Source organism: Pseudomonas sp. 910_23 (genome assembly GCF_052850795.1).
Window position 1 is genome coordinate 18325 of the sequence record NZ_VXCZ01000021.1, and the last position, 12584, is coordinate 30908.

Annotated in this window: 12 protein-coding genes; 3 read left to right on the forward strand and 9 right to left on the reverse strand. The window is 59.0% G+C overall.

Translation table 11 applies throughout. The annotated features are described in order from the left end of the window. Nucleotides 1–23: 23 nt before the first annotated feature. Together FW800_RS22440 and FW800_RS22445 are read right to left on the reverse strand one after the other, a co-directional pair. The gene (locus FW800_RS22440) at nucleotides 24–1385 is read right to left on the reverse strand and encodes a toxin-antitoxin system YwqK family antitoxin (protein ID WP_057024289.1); all 1362 of its coding nucleotides are present in this window, start codon (nucleotides 1383–1385) and stop codon (nucleotides 24–26) included. A gap of 447 nt (nucleotides 1386–1832) precedes the next feature. Continuing rightward, nucleotides 1833–2528 (reverse strand): Type 1 glutamine amidotransferase-like domain-containing protein, encoded by a 696-nt coding sequence (locus FW800_RS22445; RefSeq protein ID WP_446438492.1) that lies wholly within the window; start codon nucleotides 2526–2528, stop codon nucleotides 1833–1835. A gap of 141 nt (nucleotides 2529–2669) precedes the next feature. Here FW800_RS22445 and FW800_RS22450 point away from each other — a divergent pair, with 141 nt between their 5' ends. Further along, nucleotides 2670–3128, forward strand: coding sequence for an HIT family protein (locus FW800_RS22450; protein WP_078821728.1), 459 nt, complete (start codon nucleotides 2670–2672; stop codon nucleotides 3126–3128). A 125-nt stretch (nucleotides 3129–3253) separates the two neighbouring features. On the opposite strand, the gene FW800_RS22455 is transcribed toward FW800_RS22450, so the two are convergent. The 7 genes from FW800_RS22455 to FW800_RS22485 all read right to left on the reverse strand — a co-directional run bounded on the left by FW800_RS22455 (nucleotide 3254) and on the right by FW800_RS22485 (nucleotide 10427). After that, nucleotides 3254–3592, reverse strand: a complete 339-nt coding sequence (locus FW800_RS22455) for a Na+/H+ antiporter subunit G (RefSeq protein ID WP_122733446.1) — start codon at nucleotides 3590–3592, stop codon at nucleotides 3254–3256. Continuing rightward, nucleotides 3589–3867 (reverse strand): K+/H+ antiporter subunit F, encoded by a 279-nt coding sequence (locus FW800_RS22460; protein ID WP_032880591.1) that lies wholly within the window; start codon nucleotides 3865–3867, stop codon nucleotides 3589–3591. The genes FW800_RS22455 and FW800_RS22460 overlap by 4 nt, the downstream gene beginning before the upstream one ends. After that, the gene (locus FW800_RS22465) at nucleotides 3864–4352 is read right to left on the reverse strand and encodes a Na+/H+ antiporter subunit E (protein WP_194438605.1); all 489 of its coding nucleotides are present in this window, start codon (nucleotides 4350–4352) and stop codon (nucleotides 3864–3866) included. Before FW800_RS22465 ends, FW800_RS22460 begins: the two co-directional genes overlap by 4 nt. Beyond that, nucleotides 4349–6031 carry a monovalent cation/H+ antiporter subunit D gene (locus FW800_RS22470; protein ID WP_446438493.1) on the reverse strand — a complete coding sequence of 561 codons (1683 nt, stop codon included), beginning with the start codon at nucleotides 6029–6031 and terminating at the stop codon, nucleotides 4349–4351. Before FW800_RS22470 ends, FW800_RS22465 begins: the two co-directional genes overlap by 4 nt. Continuing rightward, entirely contained in the window at nucleotides 6028–6372 is a 345-nt protein-coding gene (locus FW800_RS22475; protein WP_003202835.1) for a Na+/H+ antiporter subunit C, read from the reverse strand. The genes FW800_RS22470 and FW800_RS22475 overlap by 4 nt, the downstream gene beginning before the upstream one ends. Beyond that, nucleotides 6372–9293 carry a monovalent cation/H+ antiporter subunit A gene (locus tag FW800_RS22480; protein ID WP_446438494.1) on the reverse strand — a complete coding sequence of 974 codons (2922 nt, stop codon included), beginning with the start codon at nucleotides 9291–9293 and terminating at the stop codon, nucleotides 6372–6374. Before FW800_RS22480 ends, FW800_RS22475 begins: the two co-directional genes overlap by 1 nt. 204 nt (nucleotides 9294–9497) lie before the next feature. Beyond that, nucleotides 9498–10427: a DMT family transporter gene (locus tag FW800_RS22485; RefSeq protein ID WP_032880599.1), complete on the reverse strand. Its 930-nt coding sequence runs from the start codon at nucleotides 10425–10427 to the stop codon at nucleotides 9498–9500. A 92-nt stretch (nucleotides 10428–10519) separates the two neighbouring features. On the opposite strand from FW800_RS22485, the gene FW800_RS22490 reads away from it, so the two are divergent. Together FW800_RS22490 and FW800_RS22495 are read left to right on the forward strand one after the other, a co-directional pair. Further along, nucleotides 10520–11083, forward strand: a complete 564-nt coding sequence (locus tag FW800_RS22490; protein WP_446438495.1) for a helix-turn-helix domain-containing protein — start codon at nucleotides 10520–10522, stop codon at nucleotides 11081–11083. Between the two features lie 22 nt (nucleotides 11084–11105). Beyond that, complete coding sequence (locus FW800_RS22495) at nucleotides 11106–12500, forward strand: FAD/NAD(P)-binding protein (protein ID WP_446438496.1); 1395 nt, start codon at nucleotides 11106–11108, stop codon at nucleotides 12498–12500. Nucleotides 12501–12584 lie beyond the last annotated feature (84 nt).

The window sequence follows — 12584 nt, forward strand, 5'->3', positions numbered from 1 at the left end:
ATTCGTGTCCAAGACCTGCATAGTCAGAGCGGAGGTCTCACCGAACACGGCTCTGAAATTTTTCCTGCTTGGTATTGGCAGTCTTCTATCAACGTCCCGTCTCGCCCCCACTGCCGTGATTGTCCGTTTCTCTCGCCGTGTGCGTATTCGGTAGAATAAAGTTGAGTTCCATCCTCAGACCAACCTTGCATCTTTCCATGAAGTTTTCCATCTTTATAGATTGAGTGCTTTCTTTTTTGTCCGTTGTCATACCATTCTATGTCGTCGCCTTGGCGGTTATGATTTTCGTCTTGTTCCCATTGACTGACTTTTATGCCGTCAATGTTCCATTCGTGGCTTATTCTAATGCGCTGATTTTTATAGAGTGTTTGTGATTCGGTCTCGCCGTTTGCGAAATATTTGACGTCCCAGCCATCCAACTGCCCACGGTCATAATCTTGTATATTTTTTAGTGTGCCGTCTTCATAGTAATAATTTGATATTCCTGAGCGACTGCCGTCTAAGTATTTTTCCATGGATTCAGGATTTCCGTTAGCGTACAGTTTGACTCTTGGGCCATTTAGCACTCCATTTACATAATGCTCACGGATCTTGATTTTTCCTGTCAGGTCGTAAGTTATGTACTCGCCGTCAGTGATAATTCCGTTATTGTAATTTATGGATTTTTCAATTTTTCCGTTTTTGTGGCGAACAATGCTTTTTCCTTCACGTTGCCCCTGCGCACTCATTTCAATAGAACTCGAAACCATGCCGTTGCTATGAAACGTGCGGAATTTATGGATGAATTTGCTCGCAGCATAGTCTTCATTGTCGACGAATCCATCGGCCGCAATCTTCTTAGTTTTTTTATCGTAGATATATACTTTCCAGGCTTTTAGTTTTTGGTCATAAGTTTGGGGTTGCTCTATGAAAAAAAGACTGCGCGCAGCTGGAACGGGTCGGTAATTCTTGTCTAGGTACATTTTTCCATCAATTAGCACATCTGTGAGTGATCTGCATATTTCACCCGTGCAGGTAGCGAATTTGGTTGCCATCGGTATTTTTCGATCACAATCGTGATGTGTGATAAATAGTGCGGCTCCATCATCAGCGTATTTTTTGATTTTCTTAACTTCTGCTAGGAAATTTTCGACAGGAACGCCGATGGAGTCCGGTGTGATATGCAGTTTAGAAGTGCCACAACTGTGTTCTGTCGAAAGCGTCAGACGAACTGCCGCCATGAGCTTTACGCCGAAAGAGTCCGTGGTTTCTGTATCCATGTCGAGATAGGTTGCATTCATTTTTATATTTAGGATTGTCGATAAGTGAGTCTGTTCGGCTTGAGCGTATATTGCATTCGAGATGAGTGCTAGTGTCACTAAGAATTTCTTATATTCGAATTGCATCCCGATTGTCCATTAATTGACTTGTATAGAGAGGGTAAAGTTTTGGGTGGCGGCTGTGCGTGACTTCGATTTACGTTTGAGTGGAAGGTGTGCCCGCTAGAAACGCTCAATGGAGTATCGGGCACCAAAGAGAAGACTATGGGTCAATCGTTGACTACAAAGAAGAGAGGGTTTCTGGCGCGGACGTAGGATGTTTCTTTGGAAAATATGTCACGGTGCTTTACGTTGTTCGTGCTTGCGGGTGTTCAATAGCTGACGGTAAAAGGGGGGGCTACTTGTACCAACATAGCGGCATCCCTCATCACTTCTACCTTTGAACACCGTTCAATTTAGGGCTGCTTCTTTAGGTGGACACTGTGCGTCTAGAGTTTAACCGAGCTGCGAAACCCGGTCGCTGAATTTGCAGCGACCGCCAAAGATTAGGCGGCCATTTTCTGAGCGGCAACCCTAAAGAACTGTAGGGCGTTTCCTTGCAATGGGCTCCGAAGTGCTGCTGAGTTTATATGCACTACCAGTCGTGTAGTTATGAACAGTCGCATGGTATTCACCGTTCTTGAAATGCAGGGCAACTCCGTCATCCAGCGCGTAGGCGGGGCGTATGTTTTTAAGTCGAACCAGTTCAACGAACGTAGATTCTCTTCCCGCCTCTGAGCTGAAGTGCGGGCACAGCGCGCCAGGGAGAAAACCCAGCCCGTCGATCAGCGCATATACGCCCCCTGAGTCGGAATGCCCGTGGTCGAACCAGCAGATGGCGCCGGCACTGACGCCGCAAAGCACTTTGCCGTGTTCCTGGGCTTGCTTCAAAAGGGCGGTCACGTCAAATTCACGCCAGATGGCCAGCAAGGCTCGGGTGTTGCCGCCGGCCACGTAGATGATGTCAGCCTGTTCAAACAGCGCGGCAACATGACCCGGGGCTGGAAAAGGCGGAATGAAAAACGTCAATGGCACAACGGTGCAGCCGGCGCTTTGGTATTTGAGCGTGAAGTCGGCAATCTTCGTACGGTCATCGCCATTGGCGGTGGAGATATAGAGCACCGTGGGCTGGGTTTTGCCCGAGGAAGCGACGATATATTCGTCGATGCGGGTCATGCGCGTCGTGTCCTCGCTGGACTCGCCGCCGATGACAATGATGTTTTTATCCATGGTGAACTCCTGTCTCAGCACAGCGGGCATACCCAGGTCTTAGGACATTTCCCAAAATGCCCGTAGGGTTTGACGCTCATTCCATCCTAGCTTTAGATGGTTGCCACGACCAAACCCAAGACGAAACTGGCGGTGATTCAAATGGATTGTATTTTCTGCAGCATTGTCCGCAAAACTTCCCCGGCCCATATCCTGTGGGAGGATGATCAGCATATGGCGTTCCTGTCGATCTTCCCTAACACACCGGGTTTCAGCGTGGTGATTCCAAAGCAGCATTACGGCAGCTATGCGTTTGCGCAGTCGGATGAAGTGTTGGCAGGGCTCGCGGTCGCAGCAAAGAAAACCGCACAACAGATCGATCGCGCATTTCCCGATGTGGCGCGTACGGGGATGATTCTAGAAGGGTATGGGGTGGACCACCTGCATGCGAAGTTGTTTCCCATGCATGGGACCGGGCAGGACAGTACATTCAAGCCAATGAGTTCGAAGGTGGAGAAGTTTTTCGAGGCGTATGAGGGCTACATCTCGTCCCACGATTTTGTGCGGGCGGATGATGCCGAATTGGCGGAATTGGCGGCAAGAATCCGATCCTTCGCCTAGAACCCATCCAACTGTGGGAGCTGGCTTGCCTGCGATAGCGGTGGGCCAGCCAACCTCTTCAGTGACTGATCCGACCTCATCGCAGGCAAGCCAGCTCCCACATTTTTATGTGCCTGCCTGAGAGGTCAGCGGCGGCTGCTGACTTCAGCCGGCACATCGTCACCGGCCATGCGTTTGCGGAATAGGGCGGTTCGCGCCAACAGCAGTGTGGTGACCGGCACGGTGATCGCGAGCAAAACCGGAATCAACCACCCGTGCAACACCGGCCCGGACTTGAGCACCGAAAAATAGATAATCGACGCCAGTGCCACGCACCATGCGCCCAATGTCGAGGCGAGTGCCGGCGGGTGCATGCGTTGGAAAAATTCCTTCATCCGCAGCAAGCCTATCGCGCCAATCAAGGCGAACACGCTGCTGAGCACCAGCAGCACCCCCACTATCACTTCAACCCATAACGGCATCATTCAATCACCTCCCCACGCAGCAGGAATTTCGCCAGGGCAAACGAGCCCACGAAGCCGAACAGCGCGATCAGCAGCGCCGCTTCAAAGTAGGTATCACTGGCATAGCGAATACCCAGCACCAGCATCATCAGCATGGCCAGGATGTACAGGTAGTCCAGCGCCAGGACTCGGTCCTGGGCGGACGGGCCTTTGAACAGGCGGATCAGGGTCAGCACCATGGCCAGGGAGAACAGGAACAGGCTGGCCAGGATCGCATTGGAGAGCAGGGCGCTCATTCGAAGATCTCCATCAGGGGCCGCTCGTAGGTGGCTTTGAAGTGCTGGATAAACAGGGCTTCATCGTCAAGGTCGAATACGTGCAGCAGCAAGATGCTACGGTCCAGCGCCAGTTCCGACCAAATGGTGCCGGGGATCACCGTGGTAATCATCGACAGCGCGGCAAGGCCGTTGGGGCTGTGCAGGTCCAGGGGGATCTTGATGAAGCGCGAGCGCGGCGGGCGTGTGCCGCAGGTCAGTACACCCCACGCCACTTGCAGGTTGGAGACGATTACGTCGCGGCCCACCAACAGGAACAGGCGCAGGATCACGCCAGGGCGACGCAGGCTGATCGGCTGCGGGCGCAGCGGCGCCATCAGCAAAGGCGCGAGAAAGCCCAGCAGTGCGCCCAGCAGCAGGTTGCCGGGGCTGATCGACAGGTTCAGCAGCAGCCACAACACCCACAGGGCCAGCGACAACCAGGGTGCAGGAAACAGGCGCTTCATGGTTGCACCTCCAGCGCGGCGGCCTTGGCTTCAGGGCTTGGCACGGGCCGCGTGGCCATTACCGCCATCACATAGCTTTCCGGGTTGTTCAGGCTCTTGGCGGTGGCCAGGGTGTAGCGCATCAAGGGTTCGGCCTTGAACGTCAAGGCGATGCTCAAGCCCAGCAGCACGAAGATCGGCACGCACTCGTAGCGTCGCAACAGCGGTGATGGGCGCTCTTCCGGGGTCCAGAAGCGCTGGATGCCAAGGCGGGCGAAGGCGATCAGCGACGCCAGGCCAGACAAAATCAGTAACGCCACCAGGCCCCAGGCTGCAGGACGAATCGATTCGTCCACGGCGTTGCCCAGGCCCAGTGGGTTGATCAGCGCACTCAAAAGGCTGAGCTTGCCGATGAATCCCGACAATGGCGGCATGCCGATAATCAGCAGCGCGCAGGCGATAAAGCTCAAGCCGAGGAAGGCCATGGTCCAGGGGATGACCTGGCCGACCACGGCTTTCTGCTCATCGTCCAGGTTCACACCCGGACGCGGATGCAGCGACTCCATGGCCTTGGGCAGCGCATCAATCTCTTCATCAAGCGGCAGGTCGTTGGCCGAGCGCGAACGCTCGATCAATTCAGCCAGCAGGAACAGCGCACTCAATGCCAGGGTGGAGCTGACCAGATAGAACAATGCCCCAGCGGTCAGGCTTGGCTGGGCAAACCCTACCGCCGACAGCAGGATCCCGGCCGAGACCAGAATGCTCAAGCTCGCCATGCGCTCCAGGCGTTGCGCCGCCACCATCGCCAGCGCCGCGCACACGATGGTCGCCATGCCGCCATACACCAGCCAGTCGCCGCCAAACAGCGCCGAAGCGCCGGCCTGGCCGGAAAACAGCAGGGTCCACAGGCGTAGCACGGTGTACACGCCAACCTTGGTCATGATCGCAAACATCGCCGCCACCGGCGCACTGGCCGAGGAGTAGGCGGGCGCCAGCCAGAAGTTCAGCGGCCACATGCCGGCCTTGGCCAGAAACGCGGTCGCCAGGATCGCTGCGCCAGCGTGCAGCAGGCCGCGATCAGCCTCCGGCACCAGCGGGATTTTCAGCGCCAGGTCAGCGAAATTCAGCGTGCCGGTGACGCCGTAGATCATCGCCGCGCCAATCAGGAACAGCGACGACGCCAGCAGGTTGATCGCAATGTAATGCAGGCCGGACGACACCCGAGCACGACCCGAACCATGCAGCATCAGGCCGTAGGACGCCGCCAGCAGCACCTCGAAGAACACGAACAGGTTGAACAAATCCGCGGTGAGGAATGCGCCGTACAGACCCATCAGCTGGATCTGGAACAGCGCATGGAAGCTAGTGCCCGCACGGTCCCAGCGGGCCATCGCGAACAGCAGCGCGCTCACGCCGATGATCCCGGTCAGCACCAGCATCATTGCCGACAGTTGGTCCACCACCAACACGATGCCGAACGGCACCTGCCAGTTGCCCGGCAGGTACACACCAATCGAGCCGGGGCCGCCTTGTTGCGTCCAGTACAGCAGCAGGATTGCAATGCCCAGGCCGATCACACTGGAGCACAGATTGATCCGGGCCTTCAGCGGACGGCGTTTCTCGCCCAGCATCAGCATCAACCCGGCGGTGAGCAGCGGCAGCAGGATCGGCGCGACGATCAGTTGATTCATCCACGTCATTCCTTGGGCTCCCGGCCGTCCACATGGTCAGTGCCGGTCAGGCCCCGGGATGCCAGCAGCACCACCAGGAACAGCGCGGTCATGGCGAAACTGATCACGATGGCCGTCAGCACCAGGGCCTGGGGCAGCGGGTCGGTGTAGTGGAGCAGGTCCTGGGGCACGCCATCCTTGATGATCGGCTCCTTGCCGATAAACAGGCTGCCCATGCTGAAAATGAACAGATTGACCCCGTACGACAACAGGCACAGGCCCATCACCACCTGGAATGTCCGTGGCCGCAGCACCAGCCAGACGCCGGAGGCCGCCAGGACCCCAATGGCAATTGCGATGACTTCTTCCATCAGGCGGCTCCTTCGGTTGCAGCAACGACTTTGGGCTGGTTGCTCGGTTTATGTGCTCGCACAGATTGGTGGCCGAGGGCGGTCAGCATCAGCAGCGTCGAGCCCACGACCATGGCGTACACGCCAATGTCGAAGAACAACGCACTGGCGATATGGATATCGCCGAGCAGTGGCACGTGGAAATGCCAGGTATGGGTGGTCAGGAACGGGTATCCGGCGAACAGCGCGCCAAGGCCGGTCAAGGTCGCCGACAGCAGGCCGAAGCCCATCCAGCGCATGGGCCGCAGGCTCATCTGCGCTTCGACCCATTGGGTGCCCGCCACCATGTATTGCAGGATAAACGCTACCGACATCACCAGCCCGGCGACAAACCCGCCGCCTGGTTGGTTGTGACCGCGCAGGAACAGGTAGAACGACACCACCAGCGCAATCGGCAACAGCAGGCGCACCAGCACCGCCGGCACCATCATAAAGCCCAGCGCGGTGTCACTGGCCTGGCGCGGGTTGACCAGGTCGGTGGACACGTCCGGTGCCAATTGGCGCTGTTGCGCCGGCAACTCCATGCTTTCCTTGGACGGGCGGAAGCGTCGCAGCAAGGCATATACGGTCAAGGCCACGGCACCCAGCACGGTGATTTCGCCCAGCGTATCGAAGCCCCGGAAGTCCACGAGCATCACGTTCACCACATTGCTGCCGCCGCCTTCGGGCAGGGCGCGGCTCAAGTAGAACGAGGAGATATCGTTGGGTGTCTGGCGGGTCAGCATCGCGTAGGACAACAGCGCCATGCCGCCGCCCACTACAGTGGACAGCAACAAGTCGCGCACCCGGCGAATGCGCGCCTTGCGCAAGGTATTGGGCAATGGCCAAACCTCCTCGATACGCCGTGGCAGCCAGCGCAGGCCGAGCAGGATCAGCACGGTGGTCACCACTTCCACCACCAATTGGGTCAGGGCCAGGTCCGGCGCCGAGAACCACACGAAGGTCACGCACGTCATCAGGCCGCACACGCTGACCATGGTCAGGGCCGCCAGCCGGTGATACTTGGCTTGCCAGGCGGCGCCCAGCGCGCAGGCAATCGCCAGCAACCACAGGGTGACGAAGACGATGGAGCCCGCAATCTTCGGCCGGTCGCCCCAGGTGAGGCCACTGTTGATCATGGGGATCATGGCCCCGATCACCGCGACGATCACCAGCAGGAACAATTGGGTTTGCAGGCGCTTGGTGCTGATGCGTTTTTCGATCCTGCGCACACCGCGCATCATCACCACCAGGCAGCGCTCGAAGCCACGCTTGCCGTTGAAATAGCCGATCAGCGGCGGGTATTCGAAGCGGCCACGCTTGAGTTGCTTGCGCAGCATCAGGTACAGCACCACGCCGCCGGTCATTGCCACCAGGCTCATGATCATCGGCGCGTTCCAGCCGTGCCAGATCGCCAGGCTGTACTCGGGCAGCACACCACCGACCACGGGCAACGCCGCAGCGGCAAGGATCGAGCCCACCACCTGGGCCGGGAAAATCCCCACCAGCAGACAGGTGAACACCAGCAATTCCACCGGCGCACGCATCCAGCGCGGTGGCTCGTGAGGCGTGTGCGGCAAGTCGGTAGCCGGCGGGCCGAAGAACACATCCACGGTAAAGCGCAGGGCGTAGGCCACGCTGAAGGTGCCGGCGATGGTCGCAATCACCGGCAGGGCGATTTCCACCCATTGCGTCGACGAGATGAATACGGTTTCGGCAAAGAACATCTCTTTGGACAGGAAGCCATTGAGCAACGGCACACCGGCCATGGAGGCACTGGCTACCATGGCCAGGGTCGCGGTAAACGGGATCAGACGCACCAGGCCACTGAGCTTGCGGATATCCCGCGTGCCGCTTTCGTGATCGATGATGCCCGCCGCCATGAACAGCGACGCCTTGAAGGTGGCGTGGTTAAGGATATGGAACACCGCGGCGACCGCGGCCAGCGGGCTGTTGAGGCCCAGCAGCAGGGTGATCAGCCCGAGGTGGCTGATGGTGGAGTAGGCCAGCAGGCCCTTGAGATCGTTTTGGAACATGGCGCAGTAAGCGCCGAGGAGGAGGGTGAGGGCGCCGGCACCGCCGACGATCCAGAACCATTCTTCGCTGCCGGACAGCGACGGCCACAGGCGGGCCAGCAGGAACACGCCGGCCTTCACCATCGTCGCCGAATGCAGATACGCCGAAACCGGGGTCGGTGCCGCCATGGCATGGGGCAGCCAGAAGTGGAACGGGAACTGCGCGCTTTTGCTCAAGGCGCCGATCAGCACCAGGGCCAGCATGACCGGGTACAGCGAGTGCGCGCGAATCTGGTCGCCCGCCGCCAGCACCTGGTCCAGGTCATAGCTGCCGACGATATGCCCCAGCAGCATCACCCCGGCCAGTAGGCACAAGCCGCCGGCGCCAGTGACCATCAGCGCCATGTACGCACCACGCCGCGCATCGGCGCGGTGGTGCCAATAGCCGATCAGCAGGAACGAGAACAGGCTGGTCAGTTCCCAGAAGAACACGATCTGAATCAGGTTGCCGGAAATCACCAGGCCAAGCATGGCGCCCATGAACGCCAGGAAAAACGCGAAGAAACGCGGCACCGGATCGTCCGGCGACATGTAATAGCGCGCATACAACGACACCAGCGTGCCGATGCCGAGCACCAGCATCGAGAACAGCCAGGCAAAGCCGTCCATGCGCAACACGAAGTTCAGCCCAAGACTGGGCAACCACAGGAATTCTTCGCGTATTACGCCACCATGGGCGATCTGGGGGTAGAGCAGTGCGACTTGAATAGTGCCGACCAATGCCACCAGGCCGGCCAGCAGGGATTCGGTATTACGTGCGTTGTGCGGCAGCAAGGCCGCCAGACAGCTGCCAATGAATGGCAGAAGCAGTAGAACTATCAGGGACATAGGCTTCTAATCTGCGGGAGTTTGGGATGCATCATACGTGCCGCTTTCACGATCACCAAACGGCAAGATGTGGCAGGATCCTACAAGGTAGGCCGAAACCTCTCATTTAGCACTGGTTCAAAACCCTTGAATTGAAACGCCGACCCCTGTGGGAGCCGGGCTTGCCCGCGAGGACGATAGAGCGGGCACCACAGGGTTTGCAGGTTATCCCTGACGCTCCTGTTCCAAGGCATCTGCGAGTTCAATTGCCTTCTGCCCCTTCGTCTTCATCTCACTCACAATCACCGCCACCACAATCAACACAGCCCCGACCATAGCAATCGGCGGGAAGCGCTCCCCGGCAATTCGCCCGACCACGCCTGCCCACACCGGCTCGCCGGCATAGATCAAGGTAGCCCGGGTTGGCGACACACTCTGCTGCGCCCAATTCATCGCGACCTGGATCACCGCACTGGTCAAGCCCAGGCCCACCGCACTGAACAGCAACAGCCAAGAAAAGCCCGGCAACGCCTCGCCCATGGGCACCACCATCATGAACGACAGCACCGAAGCGGTGGCCAGTTGCACCACGGTCACCCGGCGAATATCCACCTGGCCGGCAAATGCACTGATCAAGATGATCTCGGCCGCTATTGCCACGGCACCGATCAGCGTAGCGATTTCACCTGGGCTGAAGTTCAGTGAAGCCCCCGCCGGGCCAGTCAACAGCATCAACCCGGCAAACGCCAGCATGATGCCGATGCTGGGCATCAACCCGGGGCGACGGCCCAGCACCAGCCACTGCAACAGCGGTACGAACGGTACATACAACGCGGTGATAAACGCCGACTGGCTGCTCAGGATGGTCTGCAAGCCAATCGTCTGCAAACCGTAGCCAAACATGATCGCCACCCCGATAAACACCCCGGCCTTCAATTCGAACAGGGTCAGGTCGCGCAGGGTGCGCAAGGAAAAGAACCCCACCACAATTGTCGCCGCCGCGAAGCGCAGCCCCACAAAAAACATCGGCCCGCTGACGGTCATGGCATGTTGCACCAGCAAAAAGGTACCGCCCCAGATCATGGTGATCACCACCAGGATGCATTCGGCTTTGCTGAAGCGGTTGAATCGCGAAGGGGAGGTCGGGGCTGTCATGGCGGCTCGGTCTTGCAAGGGAAAGGCACGGACCGCACAATGCGCCGCACGCTGGGCAGTATACTGCGCACACCCACCTATTGAGCAATATAGTGCACAAAGAAAATCCGCAACGGGCCTCGGTCCTGCAGCACGTCAGCCAGAACGTCCGTCGCCTGCGCCATGCCGCCGACCTGAGCCAGACCGCGCTCTCGGAAAAGTCCGGGGTCAGCCGGCGCATGCTGGTGGCGATTGAAGCGGGGGAGAAGAACGTCAGCTTGTCCACTTTGGATCGTGTGGCTGAAGCGTTGGACGTGGCGTTCAGTGATCTGATTCAGGCGCCGGATGTGCGGGACCACAGCCGTATCAACGAGCTGGCCTGGGCGGGCGAGGTTGTCGGCAGTAAGGCGGTGCTGCTGGCCAAGGCCACGGCACGGCGTGAAGTCGAATTGTGGGAGTGGCGGCTTGAACCCGGTGATCGTTATTGCCCGGACCCTGATTTGGAAGGGTGGAGCGAACAACTGTTCGTGTTCGAGGGCAGCCTGACGCTGGTGATAGGTGATCAGGAAAATGTCATCGAGGCTGGAGAGTTCTTTATGTTCGCCAGCCACCAGCCCCATGCTTATCGCAATGATGGGAACGCGGCGGTACGGTTTGTTCGAAATGTGGTGATTTGAGCAACAATAAGGGCGAACTGGCATGAGTGAATCCACCCGCGTTGCCGATGTACTGATCATCGGCGGCGGCCTGAGCGGTACGATGCTGGCCGTGCAACTGCTGCGCCTGCCGGGCACGCGGCGCATCCTGGTGATTGAGCCGCGTGCTGAGCTGGGGCGGGGCGAGGCCTACAGCGCAGTCGAACTGGGCCATACCTTGAACGGCAACGCGGCGCGCATGAGCGTCGACCCGGACAATGCCGACGATTTGACCCAATGGCTCACCGAATACATCGGCAGTGGAGGGTGGCCGGAGTCGGATCAGCAGCATGTGCCCATCAGCGAACTGTTCCCGCCACGCGGGATTTTCGGGCTGTACGCGCAACAGCGCTTGGCCGAGGCCAAGGCGTTGTCTACGTCGACCGTCGAGCATATCCGCGCCGAAGGGGTGGACCTGCAAGTCGACGCAGCCTCCACGCTGTTGACCCTCGATAATGGGGAGCAGCTGCGTGGCACTTTTGCGGTATTGGCCACCGGCATGTTCCCGGCAGCGCGCACGCCCCTAACCGAGTCCAGCGGTTTGAACGCCGCAGCCATGGACCCATGGGACGTGCAAGCGATGACCCAACTCGACCCGCAATCAACGGTACTGATCATCGGCTCCGGGTTGACCATGGTCGATGCCGTGGTGTCGCTGGAACAGGCCGGGCATCGCGGTCCCATCGAGATCTTTTCGCGCCACGGCCTGTTGCCCCATGTGCGCAGACAGCCGCCAAGTTGGGATGACTTCCTGGCCGCCGATTACAACCTGCGCAGCCCTCGGCAATTGCTGCGTGAGGTGCGACGCCAATGTCAGTTCGCGCTGGCGCAAGGCATCGACTGGCAGGCGCCGTTGGACACCGTGCGCGGGCACATCGCACGCTTGTGGAGTCAGGCCAGTGAGCCTCAGAAGCGCCAGTTCGTGCGACATGTGCGGCCATGGTGGGAAAGCCATCACCACCGCTCGCCACCGTTGAGTGCGCAGTTGGTGACGCGCTTGCAGGCAGAAGAGCGGCTGCGGATTCGCGCAGCGTCGTTCAAGGGTTTGGTGCCGTCGGATGAGGGCGTTGCCATTGCGGTGCGCTATCGTGGCGGGCAGGAGGTCACACAGGTTTCGGGAGCGGCGCTGATCAACTCCAGCGGCATCGAGTACGACTGGCGTCGTGTCGCCCGGCCATTGCCGCAACAACTGCTCAAGCGTGGGTTGATCCGGCCTGGGCCTTTGGCGTTGGGGATTGCGGCGGATGCAGCCGGCGCGGTGCTGGATGCCCAGGGCCATGCCAGCCAGCGACTGTTTGCCATGGGGCCGCCGTTGCGGGGCATGTGGTGGGAGAGTACGGCGGTGACGGATGTGGCGCTCCAGGCCAAGGCACTGGCAACCAAGCTCACACAGATCTAAATGGGGGAGGTGAGCAAGCCCTGATCCGCGAAGTGAACGTCAATGCTCAAAGCAACGAAAATCAAATGTGGGAGGGGGCTTGCT